Source organism: Archaeoglobaceae archaeon, from assembly GCA_038734275.1.
In the GTDB taxonomy this organism is placed as follows: Archaea; Halobacteriota; Archaeoglobi; order Archaeoglobales; family Archaeoglobaceae; genus WYZ-LMO2.
The window spans coordinates 298,908-317,193 of record JAVYOO010000002.1 but is presented as its reverse complement, the minus strand read 5'-3'; the positions used below and the strand labels follow the sequence as shown (position 1 = coordinate 317,193).

General features: G+C 42.9%; 20 protein-coding genes. 6 read left to right on the top strand and 14 right to left on the bottom strand.

Annotated elements, in window-relative coordinates:
* Nucleotides 1-11: 11 nt before the first annotated feature.
* The 3 genes from QXI54_04305 to QXI54_04295 form a co-directional block, all read right to left on the bottom strand.
* Nucleotides 12-578, bottom strand: coding sequence for a GNAT family N-acetyltransferase (locus QXI54_04305; GenBank protein MEM0302378.1), 567 nt, complete (start codon nucleotides 576-578; stop codon nucleotides 12-14).
* The gene (locus tag QXI54_04300; protein MEM0302377.1) at nucleotides 559-1,680 is read right to left on the bottom strand and encodes an aminotransferase class I/II-fold pyridoxal phosphate-dependent enzyme; all 1,122 of its coding nucleotides are present in this window, start codon (nucleotides 1,678-1,680) and stop codon (nucleotides 559-561) included. Before QXI54_04300 ends, QXI54_04305 begins: the two co-directional genes overlap by 20 nt.
* 303 nt (nucleotides 1,681-1,983) lie before the next feature.
* Nucleotides 1,984-2,244, bottom strand: a complete 261-nt coding sequence (locus tag QXI54_04295) for an enoyl-CoA hydratase-related protein (protein ID MEM0302376.1) — start codon at nucleotides 2,242-2,244, stop codon at nucleotides 1,984-1,986.
* A gap of 154 nt (nucleotides 2,245-2,398) precedes the next feature.
* Here QXI54_04295 and QXI54_04290 point away from each other — a divergent pair, with 154 nt between their 5' ends.
* From QXI54_04290 to hsp20, 4 genes are all read left to right on the top strand, one after another.
* Complete coding sequence (locus QXI54_04290; GenBank protein MEM0302375.1) at nucleotides 2,399-2,527, top strand: hypothetical protein; 129 nt, start codon at nucleotides 2,399-2,401, stop codon at nucleotides 2,525-2,527.
* 82 nt (nucleotides 2,528-2,609) lie between these two features.
* Complete coding sequence (locus tag QXI54_04285; protein MEM0302374.1) at nucleotides 2,610-3,269, top strand: metalloregulator ArsR/SmtB family transcription factor; 660 nt, start codon at nucleotides 2,610-2,612, stop codon at nucleotides 3,267-3,269.
* 4 nt (nucleotides 3,270-3,273) lie between these two features.
* Nucleotides 3,274-5,466, top strand: a complete 2,193-nt coding sequence (locus QXI54_04280) for a CDC48 family AAA ATPase (protein MEM0302373.1) — start codon at nucleotides 3,274-3,276, stop codon at nucleotides 5,464-5,466.
* A gap of 11 nt (nucleotides 5,467-5,477) precedes the next feature.
* Entirely contained in the window at nucleotides 5,478-5,999 is a 522-nt protein-coding gene (gene hsp20, locus QXI54_04275) for an archaeal heat shock protein Hsp20 (protein MEM0302372.1), read from the top strand.
* Nucleotides 6,000-6,099: 100 nt separating this feature from the next.
* On the opposite strand, the gene QXI54_04270 is transcribed toward hsp20, so the two are convergent.
* From QXI54_04270 to QXI54_04225, 10 genes are all read right to left on the bottom strand, one after another.
* Nucleotides 6,100-7,704, bottom strand: a complete 1,605-nt coding sequence (locus QXI54_04270) for a glutamate synthase-related protein (GenBank protein MEM0302371.1) — start codon at nucleotides 7,702-7,704, stop codon at nucleotides 6,100-6,102.
* A gap of 312 nt (nucleotides 7,705-8,016) precedes the next feature.
* Nucleotides 8,017-8,163: a hypothetical protein gene (locus QXI54_04265; GenBank protein MEM0302370.1), complete on the bottom strand. Its 147-nt coding sequence runs from the start codon at nucleotides 8,161-8,163 to the stop codon at nucleotides 8,017-8,019.
* A 32-nt stretch (nucleotides 8,164-8,195) separates the two neighbouring features.
* Nucleotides 8,196-8,699, bottom strand: a complete 504-nt coding sequence (locus QXI54_04260; GenBank protein ID MEM0302369.1) for a gamma-glutamyl-gamma-aminobutyrate hydrolase family protein — start codon at nucleotides 8,697-8,699, stop codon at nucleotides 8,196-8,198.
* 1 nt (nucleotide 8,700) lies between these two features.
* Nucleotides 8,701-9,522 (bottom strand): hypothetical protein, encoded by an 822-nt coding sequence (locus QXI54_04255; protein MEM0302368.1) that lies wholly within the window; start codon nucleotides 9,520-9,522, stop codon nucleotides 8,701-8,703.
* Nucleotides 9,519-11,057 carry a glutamate synthase-related protein gene (locus QXI54_04250; GenBank protein MEM0302367.1) on the bottom strand — a complete coding sequence of 513 codons (1,539 nt, stop codon included), beginning with the start codon at nucleotides 11,055-11,057 and terminating at the stop codon, nucleotides 9,519-9,521. Before QXI54_04250 ends, QXI54_04255 begins: the two co-directional genes overlap by 4 nt.
* Nucleotides 11,041-12,141 carry a glutamine amidotransferase family protein gene (locus tag QXI54_04245; protein ID MEM0302366.1) on the bottom strand — a complete coding sequence of 367 codons (1,101 nt, stop codon included), beginning with the start codon at nucleotides 12,139-12,141 and terminating at the stop codon, nucleotides 11,041-11,043. Before QXI54_04245 ends, QXI54_04250 begins: the two co-directional genes overlap by 17 nt.
* A complete protein-coding gene (locus QXI54_04240; protein MEM0302365.1) occupies nucleotides 12,128-13,405 on the bottom strand; it encodes an FAD-dependent oxidoreductase in 1,278 nt (425 codons plus the stop codon). The genes QXI54_04245 and QXI54_04240 overlap by 14 nt, the downstream gene beginning before the upstream one ends.
* Nucleotides 13,402-13,815, bottom strand: coding sequence for a 4Fe-4S dicluster domain-containing protein (locus QXI54_04235; GenBank protein ID MEM0302364.1), 414 nt, complete (start codon nucleotides 13,813-13,815; stop codon nucleotides 13,402-13,404). Before QXI54_04235 ends, QXI54_04240 begins: the two co-directional genes overlap by 4 nt.
* 115 nt (nucleotides 13,816-13,930) lie before the next feature.
* Nucleotides 13,931-14,257: a P-II family nitrogen regulator gene (locus QXI54_04230; protein ID MEM0302363.1), complete on the bottom strand. Its 327-nt coding sequence runs from the start codon at nucleotides 14,255-14,257 to the stop codon at nucleotides 13,931-13,933.
* 5 nt (nucleotides 14,258-14,262) lie between these two features.
* Complete coding sequence (locus QXI54_04225; GenBank protein MEM0302362.1) at nucleotides 14,263-15,432, bottom strand: ammonium transporter; 1,170 nt, start codon at nucleotides 15,430-15,432, stop codon at nucleotides 14,263-14,265.
* 149 nt (nucleotides 15,433-15,581) lie between these two features.
* On the opposite strand from QXI54_04225, the gene QXI54_04220 reads away from it, so the two are divergent.
* Both QXI54_04220 and glnA read left to right on the top strand, forming a co-directional pair.
* The gene (locus tag QXI54_04220; GenBank protein ID MEM0302361.1) at nucleotides 15,582-16,118 is read left to right on the top strand and encodes a ribbon-helix-helix protein, CopG family; all 537 of its coding nucleotides are present in this window, start codon (nucleotides 15,582-15,584) and stop codon (nucleotides 16,116-16,118) included.
* 142 nt (nucleotides 16,119-16,260) lie between these two features.
* Complete coding sequence (gene glnA, locus QXI54_04215) at nucleotides 16,261-17,706, top strand: type I glutamate--ammonia ligase (GenBank protein MEM0302360.1); 1,446 nt, start codon at nucleotides 16,261-16,263, stop codon at nucleotides 17,704-17,706.
* A gap of 79 nt (nucleotides 17,707-17,785) precedes the next feature.
* On the opposite strand, the gene QXI54_04210 is transcribed toward glnA, so the two are convergent.
* Complete coding sequence (locus tag QXI54_04210) at nucleotides 17,786-18,187, bottom strand: transcriptional repressor (protein ID MEM0302359.1); 402 nt, start codon at nucleotides 18,185-18,187, stop codon at nucleotides 17,786-17,788.
* Nucleotides 18,188-18,286 lie beyond the last annotated feature (99 nt).

Here is an 18,286-nt window from a genome sequence, read left to right as displayed (position 1 = left end):
TTAGGTTGTCTTTAGGCTGATAAATATTTGCTCATGAGAATCCATTGGTTTGAGGAAAAATACTTCTCTGCTAACCTGTTCTCAAATAGTTGAATTATTTCAAAGCCAAATTTTTTAAAAAAGTATACAGAGTTGCTTTCTGCAGGAATAATGCATTTTAATAGCTTTACACCACTCTCTTTTGCCCTTTTTATGATCTCCAACATTAAAGCACTGCCCACACCGCTTTTCTGTCTCAATGGCGAAACACAAATAAATATCAAAAAAGCCTCACCTTTTTTTGGGGTTCTAACAAAAAATCTAAGTAGTAAATAGGCTCTCAATCCATCTAAAATACCAATTCGTTTTCTCAAAAACTTTAAGATCCTTTTCTTCTCGGTCAGAATCCATGCAAAGGCGATGACTCTTCTGTCTTCCACAACATAGCAGCCATTCTTGTTCTCCCTGAAAAAGTCTATGAGCAACTCTCTTGAGATATCTACATCCCTAAAGACCGCCGTCAATTCCTTTTCAAAGCACAGAGCAAGGATTCTTACAGCATCAACGAGATCATCATCTCTAAGTTCTCTGATCTTCATAGTATCTTTTAATTCTTTCCACAGCTTTTTTGAGGTTTTCCATCAAATTTGCGTAGCTTATTCGAACAAAGTTATCATTCCAGCTTCCAAAAGCCCTTCCAGGAGTTACTGCGACACCATAGTCGATAAGCTTTTCTGCAAATTTCGTGCAGTCTTCCTTGACATCAAGAAACATGTAAAACGCCCCTTCAGGCTTAACAGTCCAGTAAAGGTTGCTTAGTTCATTGTAAACAAAGTCTCTTCGTCTTCTGAATTCAGAAACCATTTCTGAAACCAGTTTCCTGAATTCTCCGCTCTGCATAACTTCAGCAACGGCTTTCTGGGCAAATGCCGGTGCGCAAACACCATTTACTTGATGAATCTTTAGCATAGAATTCAAAAGTTCTTCTCTTGCAATAACAAAACCTATCCGCCAGCCGGTCATTGCAAGTGATTTTGAAAAGCCGTTTACAACCACAACGTTTTCGAGATTTACAAGTGAGACTGGTTTTTTGTCGTAGTATATCTTATCGTAAATCTCGTCACTCACAACAATCGCACCATAATCGTCTGCAATTTTAACAATTTCTTCAGCAGACTTTTTATCGATCACAGCTCCGGTTGGGTTGTTTGGGTAGTTTAGAAAGACTACACTCACGTCTTTACTCATAATTTCAGCGAAGCTCTCCGGAGTGGGAACAAAATTGGTTTCATGTGTCTTAATTTCAATGATCTTTGCCTTGCACATCTTTGCATAGGTAAAATAGCTCAAAAAGGATGGGGAGGGAATTACGACTCTGCTACCTTCTTCTATAAACGCAAGACTTGCGTTTAGCAATGCTTCGCTACCACCTGCCGTAACCATTACTTCGTTCTTTGAAACGCCATATTCATCAGCAATAGCAATTCTCAGCTCTTCAATTCCAAAGTTTGAAGTGTAATGAGTAAAACCATTGTTCATTGCCTTGTAGGCTCTTTCTATAACCTCTTTTGGCGTTGGAAAGTCTGGCTCTCCAATTGTGAGGCTAACTATGTCTTTACCCTCTTTTTTGGCCTTTTCTACTATTTCAAACATTCTTCTGATCATCGATGTTGAAATATCTTTGAGTCTGCTTGCTTCCATGCAACGGGTTTGCGTTGAAGATTAAAGTCTTTCGAAGGAATTTGCAGAACCCCTTTAAGGCATTTTAAAGGCAAACACGATTAGAGTCAACATTCGTAATCCAGTTTCTCACCATGTCTATCTCTTCTTTCTTCTAAGAACTTTTTTGCCAGATGTATAAAAGGCACTATCTTTTATGTTTCAAGATCAAGCTTGGCTTCGATTTCCAAACTCTCTTTTAGGCTTTAGTCCCATTCCATAATAAACTGCCTTTTTATCATTCCCTATCGCCACCTGTGGATATGATGAAAGCATTTTCGCAATTTACAAAGCTCTCTTTAATGCAAAACCTTTTGAAACGATTTCATTCACTAGTCCAATTCCACAAGCTTCTTTTGCATTTATCAGCTTTCCGGTTAAAATCAACTCCAGGGAATTGCCTAAGCCGACAATTCTCGGTAATCTCTGAGTTCCGCCATCGATCAGCGGAACACCAAACATTCTATTTAGCACACCAAATTTGGCAGTTTCGTCTGCTATTCTGATATCTGCCCAAAGTGCTATCTCCAGGCCACTGCCACACAATAGCCAGATATTGCAGCAATTACGGGTTTAGATAAAATTATCCTTGTAAATCCAAGTGGACCATCTGGACTTTCTAATCTACCTGCGAGTCTATCAAGATCACCCAAATCTGTTCCAGAGCAGAATTTTCTCCTGTCCCGGTTATTATTCCTACGTGTATGTCATCATCTTTTTCGAAATCTCTCCAGTTCTTCAGCCATTTCTGTTCAACGTTATAACGAGTTGTATGGGCGACTTTTCAGTCAGAACAAAGTTCATAGACAACAATGTCTGTAGAGCTTAAAGTCTTGCATTTCTCTATAGATGAAAATACCGAAAAATTTATATACTAATTTTACTAACCATAAGTTAGTAACGGTGATGGAATGAACGTGCTCGACGCAATAGGAAACGAGAGCAGGAGAAAAATACTGGAACTACTTGCAAAGAAGCCTTGCTATGTCAGTGAGATCTCATACTATCTCGGTATGGCTCCGAAGGTTGTCATAGAGCACTTAGAGAAACTTGAGAATGCGGGGATAGTTAAGAGTGTCGAGGATGGAAAAAGAAGATACTACTACATTGCAACTAACATCCAAATAGAGGTTACGATCTCTCCCCACAAATTCGAAGTCAATTTACTGAACTGTGAGCAAAATCTGGATCCAGCGAGAATACTGAGAGAGATTGAAGAGAAGTTATGGTCTATAGGCTCAAACGTTGACTCTCTTGCAGAGATTTACAAAGCCATGAGAATGGCCGAAGAGATTCGAAAGAATTTCTCTGCAATACAGGGAGCAATCACATCGAAATTGAACGAGATGTTTGAAGAGATACTCGAAGAAGTCGAGAGAGTTACTAAAGATGACTTGGAGCGCTTGGTGTTGCTTGGATTGGTCAAGGGGCTAAGAAGGGCTACAGAGATAGCTGAGCGTTTCAGGATACCCTACAGAGACGTTGAGGAAACTCTCGAATCTTTGAGAAAAAGAGGAATTGTTAGAATTGAAAGACTTAATAATGGAGATAGTGTTTGGGTAATAGGGTGAGATTATGAAGGGGGAAAGGGAAATAATGTTAAGAGTGGCTGAAGCTTATTATAGGGATGTTGGAAGAGGAATTGCGAGAATCGATCCAGAAATCATGGAGAAGCTCGGAATTCAGAGTGGAGATATAATAGAGATCATCGGAAAGGAAAGTGTTCCAGCAATTGTCTGGCCAAGCTACCCCGAGGATAGGGGGAAGGGTATAATAAGGATCGATGGAAATCTTAGGAGCAACGCAGGGGTTGGCATTGATGACAAGGTTAAGATAAGAAAAGTGGATGCAAAGCCTGCAGAAAAGATAACCTTGGCACCAATGGAGGCAGTAAGAATTACCGGCGGAGAAAACTATCTTCTTAGACTTCTTGAGGGAAGACCGGTTGTTAGAGGGCAGAAAGTTAGGGTAGAAATCTTTGGATACACTCTAACATTCGTAATAACTGCTACAAAGCCCACTGGAGTTGTAGTAGTTAATAGAAGCACTGAAATCGAGTTAAAGGAGAAACCCGCAGAAGAAGTAAAGAGAGCAGTTCCAAATGTTACTTATGAGGACATTGGCGGACTAAAGAGAGAGCTTAGACTTGTTAGGGAAATGATAGAGCTTCCTTTAAAACATCCTGAGCTATTCCAGAGACTTGGGATTGAACCGCCAAAGGGGGTTCTGCTATACGGGCCTCCTGGCACTGGAAAAACGCTAATTGCCAAGGCAGTTGCAAATGAGGTTGATGCTCACTTCATAAGCATTAGTGGTCCAGAGATCATGAGCAAATTCTACGGAGAGTCGGAGCAGAGACTCAGAGAAATATTTGAGGAAGCAAAGCAGAACGCTCCAAGTATAATATTCATAGATGAAATAGATTCAATAGCCCCCAAGAGGGAAGAAGTTACCGGAGAGGTTGAAAGAAGGGTGGTAGCTCAGCTTCTGGCTTTGATGGACGGACTCGAATCCAGGGGGCAGGTTATTGTTATCGCTGCCACCAACCGTCCTGACGCTATAGATCCAGCCTTGCGTAGACCTGGGAGATTTGATAGAGAAATTGAAATAGGAGTTCCTGATAGAGACGGCAGAAAGGAGATTCTTGAGATTCACACAAGAAAAATGCCATTGGCGGAGGATGTAAACTTGGATGAGCTTGCAGACGCAACAAACGGCTTTGTTGGAGCAGATCTTGAAGCTTTGTGTAAAGAGGCAGCGATGCATGCACTTAGAAGAGTTCTGCCAGAAATAGACATAGAAAAAGAGATCCCATCCGAAGTGATCGAAAACCTAAAAGTCACGAGAGAGGACTTCATCGAAGCTTTAAAGAACATTGAGCCATCTGCAATGCGAGAAGTTCTTGTAGAGATTCCAAGAGTCAGATGGGAGGATATTGGAGGACTTGAAAATGCTAAACAAGAGTTAAGAGAAGCGGTAGAGTGGCCGTTGAAGTATCCTGAAGTGTTCAGAACTACAAACATCAAACCGCCAAAGGGAATTCTGCTTTACGGTCCTCCGGGCACAGGAAAGACTTTGCTTGCCAAAGCTGTTGCAAATGAGAGCAATGCAAACTTTATAAGCGTTAAAGGTCCAGAATTGCTTAGCAAGTGGGTTGGAGAAAGCGAGAAACACGTCAGGGACATGTTCAAGAAAGCTCGACAGGTTGCCCCAGCGATCATATTCTTTGACGAAATAGATAGCTTGGCTCCAAGAAGGGGCAGCATTGGAGATTCGCATGTCACTGAGAGAGTGGTAAGCCAACTGCTTACAGAACTCGATGGACTTGAAGAGCTTCGCGAAGTTGTAGTCATTGCTGCTACAAACCGCCCAGATCTGATAGATCCCGCTCTTCTGAGGCCTGGAAGAATTGAAAGACACGTATACATACCGCCTCCTGACAAAGAAGCAAGAAAAGAGATATTTAGAATCCATTTGAGGAACAAGCCACTGGCAGAGGATGTTAGTTTGGATGAACTTGCAGAAAAGACCGAAGGCTATAGTGGGGCTGACATCGAAGCGGTGTGCAGAGAGGCAGGAATGCTCGCAATAAGGGAGGCTTTAAAGCCGGGTGTTACCAGAGAGGAAGCAAAGGAAATTGCAAAGAAGCTAAAAATTACAAAGAGACACTTCGAAGAAGCACTTAGGAAGGTTAAACCAAGTTTGAGCAAGGAAGATTTGAAGAGGTATGAGATAGTATTAAAAGATTTCCAAAAGATGTATGCATGAGGTGGTGAATTATGGTTTGGAGGAGAAGGAGGAAGGATAGGGAAGAAGATGAGGAGGACTTTTGGGGTTGGGATCCGTTCAGAGAGTTTGATGAGATATTCAGAAGAATGATGAGAGATATAGAAAGTGCCTTCAGATTTGGTGAACTTGGAGAGACAAAGCCAATTGTCAGAGGCTTCTCAATCAGAATTGGCCCTGACGGTAGGCCAGAGATCAGAGAGTTTGGCACAAAACCTCTCATCAAGGAGACTGGCATCGAAGAGAGAAAGCCATTGGTTGATGTAATCGAGACGGATAACGAAGTCCAGGTGATTGCAGAGATGCCGGGTGTGAGAAAGGAAGACATCGAGCTAAAAGCAACCGAGAGAAGCCTTGAAATCAGAGCAGAAGGAGAGAACAGGAAGTATCATGAGACTGTAAGCCTCCCGGTCGAAGTGGATCCAGATTCAGCAAAGGCCAGATACAACAACGGAGTTCTTGAAGTCATTTTGACAAAGAAGGCCGGAGGAGGAAAGAAGATAAAGGTTGAATAATTTTTATAAATCTTTATTTTTTAGCTTTTATCAAGTTATTCACAGTTGAAGATTCTTTTGAAATTGAATTTAAATTAAAATATAATAAAAAGTTAGAAGATTAGCTCAGAATGCTATCGAAAATCTGCTCATCAACTTTGTGAATCATTGGAATTCCAGTCACTTCACTTGCCAACGGCGACAAAGCTGCGAGATCGTTTCGATTTGCAAGTTCAAGCTTGAATTTTCGCATTCCAGCGAGCAACTGCTTCATACCAACGCTCATTCTGTAGACATAGCTGTAAAGCCCAACTGCGCTCCATGGAATTGCGTTGCCAATCTTTTCACCAAACTTAGCCTTGAATTCATCTGCAAGGGCGAAGAACTTATCTGGCTTGTCGCCATAAACTTCGGTAAAGCTCTTCGGCAACTTGCCCTCTTTTGCAAGCTTTACGAAGTATTCAGACTTCATAACCGCAGTCAATGGTGCTCTTCCAGTTGTAACTGTCTTCACTATTGGCCCATCTCCGAAGTTGCTCATCGCTATGGCTTTAAGGATCTGGGTCTCGTTGATGAAGCCACCAGCTATGCTTATGTCGGGCACGTATCTGCCCTTTTCCTTCAGCTTTCTCGCAGCCTTGAGCACGAGAGCTTCGAGGTAAACCGTTGGAATTCCCATCTCATTCATCATTGGCACTGGGCTCATTCCAGTTCCGCCGCCCGCACCATCGAAGGTTACGTAATCCACTTCTGCCTCACTTGCAGCCTTCATCTGCCATGCAACGTCTTCTGGACGATAAGCACCCGTTTTTAGTGTAACACTCTTCGCCCCTAAGTCACGGATCTCTTCAACGAAATCTATGAGACCCTTCTCTGTGGGCATTCCAACTCTGCTGTGCCTCTCAAAGCCATCAATTACACCATCCTTGAAAGCCTGCTGAACCACTGGATCCTCGGGATCGGGCAGAACAACGTAGCCCCTCTTCTTTAGCTCAATCGCCCTTTGCAAATCTCTTACTCTAATCTCTCCGCCTATAGCCTTCGCTCCTTGCCCCCACTTGATCTCAACAGTATCAACTTCGAGCTTCGAAACAACGTATTCGTAAACACCAAAGCGGGTGTCCTCAACGTTTACCTGCACTACTATGTCCCCATACTTCCCATCCCAGAATTCCTTGAACTTCTTAACTCTTCTTTCCATCTCTGGCGATCTCACGACTTTTCCATCCTTGAATTCCGACTTTGGATCAACTCCGCAGACGTTCTCGCCGATTATGAGAATACAACCAGCCAAGGCAGCACCAACAGCAAGTCCGTCCCAATAACGACGGGCAACTTCAGTTGAACCAAATGCACCCATTGCAAGCGGGAATCTCACTTTAGTTTTTCCGATCTTTGACTCAACGCTCGCGTTGGGGAAAATCGCAAGGTCTGGATCCGGCTCAATGCCTTCCGCACCCCTAAGTCTTGCAAGTAAATTGAAGTGCGCCCAATCCAAGCCATAGTCTTTTAGCGAAGAAGCTGTGCTCTCGCCAAAATACTTTGGCTCTGGATACAAAGCTTCGTTTGCTCTGAAGGTCGAAAGAGCGATTTCGCAGATAAATGGGCAGTCGCTGACGCAAATTGGACACATTCCGCTTTGCGGATTCACGTCGCGAACTCTCGTCCTTGTGCCAGTCGTGGACATCGCATTCAGGTATGCCGAATTCATCTGTACTCTCTCCATTTTACCACCTCCGTCTTGCGATTTTGACAGTGGTAAGCATAAAAATTTTTTGGTTATATACGTTTCAAACTAATAGACTTTAACCAATACAGACAAACACATATAAAAAATTTTTAAGTTATAAGGCAATTTTCTGTATTTATGTAATAATAACCGCAAAAAATTGAAGAAATTTAAGATATACCCACCAAATATTGCGATTATTCAATTAGCTTTTAGGAGTTTAAGCTCTCCCGGAGCGATAATTTGTCAGGCTTGATGAATTTGCAAAATTGAAGGCCGAGGATTAAGCTGAGATAAGGTCGTGGAAGTCTAAAAATTGAGCAGTTTTGAGATTAAACTCTCCATCATTTCCGCATTGAACTTTTCATCCCTCTTCGAGTATTCAAGAATTTCTTCTTTGCTTAAGCCTTCATTGCTCAAATCATCGCTGTAAACTTCGGCCCACTGTTTAACCATCTCTCTCGTGACTTCAATGTGGAACTGTAAACCTACCGCTTTATCGAAACGAATGCTTGATTCGCGTATTTTTGAGAGGAATAAATTCTTAAAGCCCCCACTGGCAAATCAAATGTGTCCTGATGCCATTGCAAAACCCTAAGCTCATCTGGGAATTCAGAAAAAAGCTCGTGATTTGCCACTTTACGAACATTAATCCATCCAATTTCTTTTCCATTTTCGCCTCTGTAAACTTTAGCTCCAAGAGTTTTTGCAATCATCTGCGCTCCAAGGCATATTCCGAGCAAAGGAATTCTATTTTTTATCGCTTCTGCAATTATATGGAACTCCCGCTTTAGGAAGGAATAGAGTTCTTCTTCGTATGCGCCCATCGGTCCTCCAAGAACGACAACGAGCGAGTAATCTCGAATACTGCGGTTTAAGGATTGATTCTTGTAAGCGTCAAGGTATTCAAATTCGAAATTTAGAGCTTCAAGAACTCTTTCAAGTAATCCCAGATGCTCTATTTCAACATGTCTGATTGCGAGGGCTCTCATATTAGTAGACGTATACTTTTCCGTATGGTCTCTTTGACACAGGTAAAAGCTTTAAGAATTTATCTCCGAGGACCTCGTCTGCATCGAATCCAAACTCTTTACAGAAGTCTCCAACGTGCTTTTCAAGAAACCTGAAGTCCTCGCTACTTAGCTCTAAAATCCCAACCTCTCTTCCCACTTGCCAGGGCTCAAGTTTTCCACGAACGTAAATGATTCCGCCATGCATTCCAGTGCCTATGTATCTTCCCCTATGCTTTGCACTGTAAAGCCCTAAGAGAATAACTCTTCCGCCGGCCATGTATTCTCCCAAGAAGTCCTGACTCGTTCCACCCACGATAAGCACGGGCACCTTTTCCTTATATTCCTTCATGTGAATCGCTGTTCTATAGCCAACGTCGTCTCTGATCATAATTCTACCGCCACGCATCGACATCGCAACAACGTCTCCCGCTCTGCCATGGACTATTATCTCGCCATCGTCCATCGTATTGCCAACTCCATCCTGAGCGTTGCCGTGAACAACAATTTTATGACCCGCAAGAAAGGCTCCGAGATCATTGCCTGGGCATCCGAAGATCTCAACGCTTATCTTCCTTGGATTTCTTGAAAAGATCCTCGTTCCAATGTATCTCTGTCCCACGACATTCAAAAGCCTGATCTTGTTGCAGTTATGCTCAAAGACCGCATAACGAATCAGATCGTTGATCTCCTTGTGTGTTAAATCCTTTGCGTCGATCTCCGCAACGTCTCCTTGGACTCTAATTCTTGGGATTAACTCATCTAATTTTCTTGAAAAATCGAGGAAGAGGTCGTAAAACTTCATTCTCCCGCCCCCTTTATACCGAGAACTTCAAGCTCCCATTCCTGCAAACCAACACCGCGAAGCATCTCTCTGTTGCCTCGCAGACTTTCGATTGCATTTATTCCCATTGCTCCAAGCATCTCCTTTATTTCATTGCTCCAAGCCTTTAACAAGTTTACAAGTCTCTTTGAAGCTATTTCGGGATTCAGTCTCTTAGATAACTGCGGATCCTGTGTGCAAATTCCCCAGTTGCAAATTCCCGTATGGCACTTCTGGCATAGAGTGCAACCCATCGCAATTAATGCTGGAGTGCCAATGTAAACCGCATCCGCTCCCAATGCTATGGCTTTTACAATATCTGCGCTGTTTCTGAAGCCTCCCGCAGCGATCAATGAGACCTTGTTTCTTATCCCTTCCCTTCTCAACCTTTCATCTACCGAAGCAATCGCAAGCTCAATCGGAATTCCTACGTTGTCTCTTATAATCTTTGGCGCCGCTCCGGTGCCTCCTCGAATGCCATCGATTGCAATTATATCCGCTCCCGCCCTTGCAATACCACTTGCAATTGCTGCGACGTTGTGAACCGTTGCAATCTTAACGCTCACAGGCTTCTCGTAATTCGTCGCTTCTTTCAAAGCATATATGAGCGTGCTCAGATCTTCGATCGAATAGATGTCATGCTGTGGAGCAGGCGATAATGCATCGGTTCCTTCAGGGATCATCCTTGTCTCAGAGATCGGCTTAGTAACTTTTTCTCCTGGCAAATGGCCACCGATTCCGGGCTTTGCCCCTTGCCCTATTTTTATCTCCACAATTGCAGCGACGTTAAAGTATTCTGGATCAACACCAAATCTGCCACTTGCACACTGCACTACTGCGTTTTTACCAAACTTCCTTAGTTCTTTTGGCAATCCACCTTCGCCAGTGTTGAAAAGAGTCCCATACTCACTTGCAGCCATCGCAAGACTTTTGAAGGCGTTGTAGCTTATAGCTCCGTAGCTCATCGCTGAGAATAGGATCGGAGTCTCGATTTGCACGTTCGGATAGAGCTCTGTTACGAGCTCAACTTCTCCGCCATCAAAAGAGAACTCAAGCTTGTCATGCTTCCTTCCAAGGAAAGTTCGAAGCTCCATTGGTTCTCTTAGCGGGTCTATTGCCGGGTTCGTGACTTGAGCAGCGTTCAACACGATGTGATCCCAGTATATGCGATAGGGCTTGTCGCAACCGCTTCCCGTTAAAATAACTCCACCGCTTTCAGCTTGCTTCTTCAAGTCCTGTATTTTTTCTCTTGTCCAATTGGCGTTGGGGCGATAATCCGAGGGATGAGGGCGAATGATGAGCGCTTTTGTTGGGCACATCACCGCACAACGTTGGCAACCGACGCACTTCATCTCGTCAGCTCTCATCGTATTGCTCATCTCATCGTAGCTGTGAACGCCGAAACCGCACTGTCTCTCGCATACCCTGCACTTTATACACCGATCCCCTCTTCTCTCAACGAGAAATTCAGGGAGCATGAAGCTAAACATCTCTTCTTTTTTAAGCAAAAACTTCACCTCTCTGAGACCTTCTCTCCGCTTTTTCAAATTTGTAAAGTCTTCCAACTACTGGTTCCCCACCCATTGGTGTGTAAACTCTATCCAGTTCTCCACATACAGCCCTTATTGCTGCTTCTTCAGAAGAGACAAAGAATAGATCTCCCTTCTCTCCTGAGGTTATTGGTCTTAGCCTTATGCGATCTGTGATCCCAAACATCTCCCCATGCCTTGCTACAATGATCGTCCAAGGACCATTGATGAGCAGGGGAGCGTATGTGATCCTTAGAGCGGTGTAGATCTTCTTGCTTTTTTCATCCATTCTACCAATCTGGTCCCACATTGGCGGAGCCAAGATCTTTGCCACGATCTCAATCGGTAATCCCTGCTTTCTCATCAGCAAGTCTACCGCGTAAGCCATCACTTCCGTATCCGTGAGTAGGGTGCAGAAGTAGCCTCGCATTTCCAAATAGCGCTTGTTTGTTCCGTAGGATGAGATCTCACCATTGTGCACAACGCTCCAATCGAGGATGTTGAAGGGATGCGCTCCTCCCCACCAGCCAGGGGTGTTTGTTGGGAATCTTGAGTGTCCTATCCACATATAACCCCTGTATTCATGAAGTAGGAAAAACTCTGCAATATCCTCAGGGAATCCAACGCCCTTGAATACACCCATGTTCTTGCCTGAAGAGATAACATAAGCTCCGTCTATTTTTGTGTTTATCTCCATAACCTTCGAAACAACGTAGTCATCGCCCTCATCGTTTTTTGGCATTACAAAGTATCTCCAAAACACTGGTGGTCTGAAAACGTTTGCTTCCGAATTAGTGGGTATCTCTTCAGCATTTACAACATCGAAGTTCTTTTCCAAAAAGCTTTCAACATCTTTTCTCACTTCAGGAGTTTCGAGCATAACGTGGAGAGCATAGTAATCCTTAAAGTCAGGATAAATTCCATAGGCAGCAAAACCCCCTCCTAAGCCGTTGCCCCTTACTTTCATGTTCTTCATCGCAGTAACAACCATATCTGAATCAAATCTACTACCGCTTCTGTCTATAACTCCAAAGAGTCCACAGGCGTCGTGAACCTTTTCAAATCCACGCATCCCTTACCACCCCAAACTTTACCTTTTCCTTTAGCAAATTCCATCTAATTGCTTCAGGAATGTCAACATAGCCGAAGTTATCGTTAAGGAGCTTATCCTTAAATCCAGAAACGTCCAATTCTTCTTCCATCAATCTCGTGAATATACCTGCTCTTCCAACTTTTCCAGCGATTATGAAACCAACGATCTTTCCATCTCTTAGCACGAACCTTCTGTAGTTCTCACCTTCAAGTCTCGAAATCACTTCACCATCTTCTGAATTGCTCAGACCAGCGGTGATTATGTAGTAGTCGAAGAAGTGCATCGAGTTCATTGCGGTAACAAAGCTAAGATCTCTTGGGATTCCGCTCATGTTGAATCCTGCAATTCTTCCGCCCATGTAGGCTGTGATCCAGAGGGGTATTGGTCTACTCGTTTTGGCAATGCTGTCGAATATTTCAACGCAGTCTCCTGCAGCGTAAACGTCTTTTACAGAAGTTTCCATTCTCTTGTTCACAACTATTCCTCTGTTTACCTTTATTCCCGCATTCTTTGCCAATTCAGCGTTCGGAACAACACCCACAGCGATTGCGAGTAGATCCGTCTCTATTTCCCTTCCATCCTTTAGCCTTAGTATTTTCTTTTCGTTCCTTCGCACCTCTAAGATGGTGTTGTTCAGCAGAATTTCAACACCTTTTTCAGCGAATTTCCTTTGCACGATCTCAGAAGTCTTTTTATCAAGCACTGGAGCGAGAACTCTGTCCGCGAGTTCCACAACTTTAACTTCTAATCCCTTCTCAACAAGCGCTTCCGCAAGCATCAGCCCTATTATGCCAGCGCCAAGAATTACAGCACTCTCAGCCTTTTCAACCGCTTCCTTTATTCTTAGCACATCTTCGAGCGTCTGGAAAGTGAAGAAGTCTTGAGCATTCAACCCTTCAATTTTTGGAATGAACGGTTTTCCGCCAGTTGCGATCAGGAGCTTCTCGTATCCAACAATCTCGCCATTTTCGAGCGTTATTTCCTTCTTGTTGGTGTCTATTCTCTCAACTCTAATTCCAAACTTTGTTTCAACGTTTAGCCTCTCAAAGAACTCTTGCCTTCTGTAAAGCAAACCCTCTAATTCAATCTTACCTCTGAGGTAATAGGGGATTAGAGCTCTTGAATACGCCTGTCGATCAGCAGAAACCATAAGTATATCTGCATCGCTATCTATCTCTCTTATCGCCTCAACGCATCCAATCCCTGCGGAAGAATTACCGATGATCACGTTTTCGAACTTCATGAAACCACTTCCAATGCCTTATTTGGGCAGACTTTTACGCAGACAGGATCTAAGTTGCAGAGATCGCATCGAACGATTTTCCCATCTTCAAACTTCACAGCACCATAAGGACAAGCCATTACACAGCTCAAGCATGAAACACACTTCTCTTCATTGTATTTCAGGACTCCATTGTCCTTATAGATCGCCCCGCTGATGCATGCGAACATACACTTTGGTTCTTCGCAGTTTCTGCATTGCAAAATAAGGTATTCTGAGAGGTTTCTTTCAACCACAATTCTTGGCTTCGCTCTTGGCTTCTCCAGAAGGAAGGCATTTAAGATGTCTTTTGACATAGAATGCGCTACCAAGCACCAGATTTCGCAGATTTGGCATCCCATACAGACTTCTGGCTTAACGACGATTCTCATCCCTTGATGGCGAAAGGGAATGAATATAAATTTTACGATTGTAAACGTATGGCTTATAACCAAACGTATGGATTCGTATAAATATTAGGAGACTAAAAATATAAAAATAAAAAATTTAATTTATTTCTCCAGTCCTAATTCTGATCGCCTTCTCAACTGGAATAACGAAGATCTTTCCATCTCCGGGCTTTCCAGTTCTTGCACTCTCCTTTATGAGCTCTGTAGCTTTTTCAGCTATCTCATCATCAACGACCACCATAATTGCGAGCTTTTCGAGCATGTCTACTTGTATTTCTCTGCCTCGGAACTGGAGCTTTATTCCCCTCTGTTCTCCACGCCCTTTTACCTCAAATGTTGTTAAAGCGAAGATACCTTCTCTCTCCAGCGCGCTCTTTACCTCCTCGAACTTTTCCGGGCGTATTATTGCCAAGATCATCTTCATCTCCCTCACCTCGAATAAGCTATCTCACCATGTTGGGCAATGTTAAGACCAACGTATTCTTCAGTCTCTTCAACTCTTAGCCCTATTAGAGCGGAGATTAGCTTTGCAAGTATAAAGGTAACCACGAAAGCGTAGATAGCTCCTGAGAATGCTCCAATTATCTGAGCGTAGAGTTGGGAATAGTTTCCGAGTATCAGACCTTCCGAGTTGATCCTTGCAAATATTCCAGTAGCTATCGAGCCCCAGAGTCCGCCAATACCATGAATAGCCCATGCATCAAGGCTTTCATCAATTCCGAGCTTTGTTCTAAGCAACATGGCAAGGTAACAACCAATTCCAGCGATGCTACCTATTGCAATTGAAGACAGCACGTCTACATAGCCAGCAGCTGGAGTTATCGCAACAAGCCCCGCAATCGCTCCGCTGATCATTCCAAGGCTACCGGGTCTACCCTTTAGCCATGAGACAATCATCCAAGCCAATGCTCCTGAAGCTGCAGATGTATTTGTAACCAAGAATGCATTAAGGGCTATCTCATTTGCTTGCAGAGCACTTCCAGCGTTGAAGCCGAACCAGCCAAACCAGAGCAAAGCACCGCCGAGCAGAGTCATTGGAACATTGTGAGGTTCTGTAATTACTCCTTTTAAATTGCTTCTCCTTCCAATTACAAGTGCCAAGGCTAAAGCGGAGAATCCTGAGCTTATGTGCACAACTGTGCCACCTGCAAAATCAAGAGCCCCAAGCTTTGCAAGCCATCCCCCGCCCCAGACCCAGTGAGCAATTGGATCATAAACCAGCGTAGTCCAAAGTAGGGCAAAGATTAGAAAGGAGGACAGCTTAATTCTCTCGACCATTGCAGAGACTACTATCGCTATTGTGAGCCCAGCGAAAACCATTTGGAATGCCACAAAACCAAGATCTACTAAATTCAAACTCTGAAGCCCCAAATACTCAAATCCGCCGATCAAACCAGCTTGATCGCCTCCAAAAGCAAGAGTGTAGCCAATGATCACCCATTGGACACTGACGAGCGCATAGGCTAAGTAGCAAAGTGTGATCGTTGAGATCACGTTCTTGCTCCTAACCATTCCGCCGTAGAACAATCCGAGCGCTGGTGTCATCAACATAACCATCGCAGTTGCGGTTATAAGCCAAGCAATATCTCCCCCATCCATAAATCCTGAGCAAATGGTGGATTTAAAAATCTTTTTAATAAGTCTTCTTAATTTTTCATACCTTCAAGTTTTTTAAAAAAATTTGAGTATTTTTTAGGAAATTGCTCGCTTTACGAAAGATTTTTAAATCTGGACTCTTCTTAATTTTTGTGAAGAACCCAGTAAGATTAACGGTTGCATTGGATGAGAAGAGCCTAAAAATTATGAACGAGCTAAGAGGGGAATTTGAATCACAAAGCGAGCTAATAAGGGAAGTTCTGAAGTTTTACTACGAATTCAGAGAGCTCAAGAACGTCAGAAAGGAAATAATAATGAGATATGTTGAGATGTTAAGAAATGGAGAGCATGTTGTGCTCGATATAGATCACTTCATAGCATTAATGAAGTTTCTTAGTTCTCATCCTGAGAAAGAGCAATTCTGGGAGATTCACAGAGACATAGCAAGAGCTCATGCCGACGAATTTGCGGGAAAGGATCTTGAATACGTTCTTAGAAGGCTTGAAGCTTGCAATTTGTTCAGATTTACAGCAAAGGATGGAGAATATACGCTTGTGCTTAGCAGTGAATTCCTAAAGAATTTTGTAAAGAGCTTTTTAGAGATCGTCTTGCCATTTATAGGATACGATGTCGAGATTAAGGAAGAGTTCATGAAGCTGAGGATTAAGCCTTTTTCTGTCAGTGATTAAAGAAAGTTTGTTTATGATAGCCTTAGGAATTTTTTTAAAAATTTTTCAAAATTTTGACCATAAAATTGATTTTTTCTCAACTTTTAACCAGATTTACGAAAAAAATATATACTGAAGGTCTCAAAAACTGAAGGGTGATTAGATGGATTTAGTGGAGAATGCAAAAAATTTGCTCAAGGAAAATAGTGTAAAGCAAATTCTATGTGGATTTAGTGACGTTCGCGGCTATTTAATGACATTTTCAATTCCAGCAAGGGAATTCATAGAAGGGAGCGGTTTCGAAGGTATAGGCTTTGACGGCTCTTCCATTCGGGGATTCAAGAGCATTGAGCAGAGTGATATGATCTGGATGCCAGATCCGCAAACGCTAAGGATCATTCCTTGGCTCACGGATCCAGTTCAAAAGAGTGCGATCATGTTTGGTGATGTTTACGAAGCTTGGGCATCTAAAATTGCTGATTGCGATCCTCGAGGTTATGTTGCAAAGAGGATAGAAAAAGAACTTGAAAGCATGGGAATGACTGCTATATTTGGCCCAGAAATTGAGTTTTTTGTTTTTAAGAGTGTGGATTTTAGAAATCTGGTTTGGGACCTCTGGGCTTCTCCCAATGGCGGTGTGGGAGATAGCTGGGGAGCTCCAAGAATTTTGCCCTTAAGCGAGGAACTAAATGGGAGCTATGTTATTCGACCCAAAGAAGGCTATTTCAGAGCTCCACCAGAGGATACGACCGTCGAGTATAGAAACGAGCTTGTCTACAATCTGGAACAGCTTGGTGTGGCTGTTGAATACCACCATCATGAAGTAGCAACCCCTGGACAAGTGGAGCTCGATTTTAAGCCAAAGAAGCTCACAGAAGTTGGAGACGCCTTTTACTTATACAAGTTCGCTGCGAGGAATATTGCCAAAAAAAATGGTTTGGTAGCGACTTTCATGCCTAAGCCGATCTATCTGGACAATGCAAGTGGTATGCACACTCATCAAAGCCTTTGGAAGGGGGAACCATTCAAAGGTGAAGCTCTGTTTGCAGATCCTAACGACGAATTTATGCTGAGTCAGAAAGCTCGATACTACATTGGTGGATTGCTTGAGCATGCGAAAGCACTTACTGCGATTTGCTGTCCGACGGTGAACAGCTATAAACGCCTTGTTCCAGGATTTGAAGCACCGATAAACATCTGTTGGAGCCCGAGGAATCGTTCTGCTTTGGTAAGGGTGCCAATGTATCTGAAGAAGCCCTCAGCAATAAGAGTTGAGTATCGCGGAGCTGATCCAAGTTGCAATCCCTATTTGGCAATTTCTGCCCAGCTTGCAGCGGGCTTGGATGGTATAAAGAAGAAAATTGACCCCGGAGATCCAGTAATGGTTGATGTTTATGAGCTATCTGGTAAAGAGAAGAGAGAGATGGGTATTGGTGAGCTACCAACAACGCTAAGAGATGCACTCGATCATTTGGCAACAGACGAAGTTCTTCAGAGAGTTCTTGGCAGTCATATATATGATGCATTTATGGAACTGAAGATTGAGGAGTGGAACCAGTTCTGCCTATATATAACTCCATGGGAATACATGAAGTATTTTGATATTTGAAATATTATTTATATTTTAATTATTAACTCCTGATTATCCTCAGCCCGAGAGTGCTTAACCTTTTTGGTCTAATTGGATTTTAGAAGCTTATTGGGGGTTTAGTTTCTTTGTCTACAAAAACGAGCACGATCTTGACTTTCATACCAATTTTTTCTTCAATTTTTCTCATTAGCTCATCATCGCAAAAATCCCTGATTTCACGATCGAAGACGTTGATATGGGGCTTTAAATTCAGCTCTATTCTCGTTTCATCGCCAATTGCAAAGATCTCGAGTAATCCGAGAGCTTTAAGCATTAAGATGTTCGTGTAAAGTGTGGAAAAGCTTGTTGTGGGAAACTCCTCTCTGACCTTCTCAAGGATCTCCGCAAGCGTGGGGTGTCTGTTGCCGATCTCTGCAATTATCTCAATTAGCTTCAGCCTTTGAGGAGTCAATTTTAGGTTTGCAGACTTTAATGCTTCAATTGCTTTTTGCTTCCACACAAACTCACTTAGCTCAATTGTTTTTATAATTTTCTGATTAGAAATAATTTCTAAGTCAAAATATTTTTAAACAATAACAATTCATCATTTTAAAGGTGA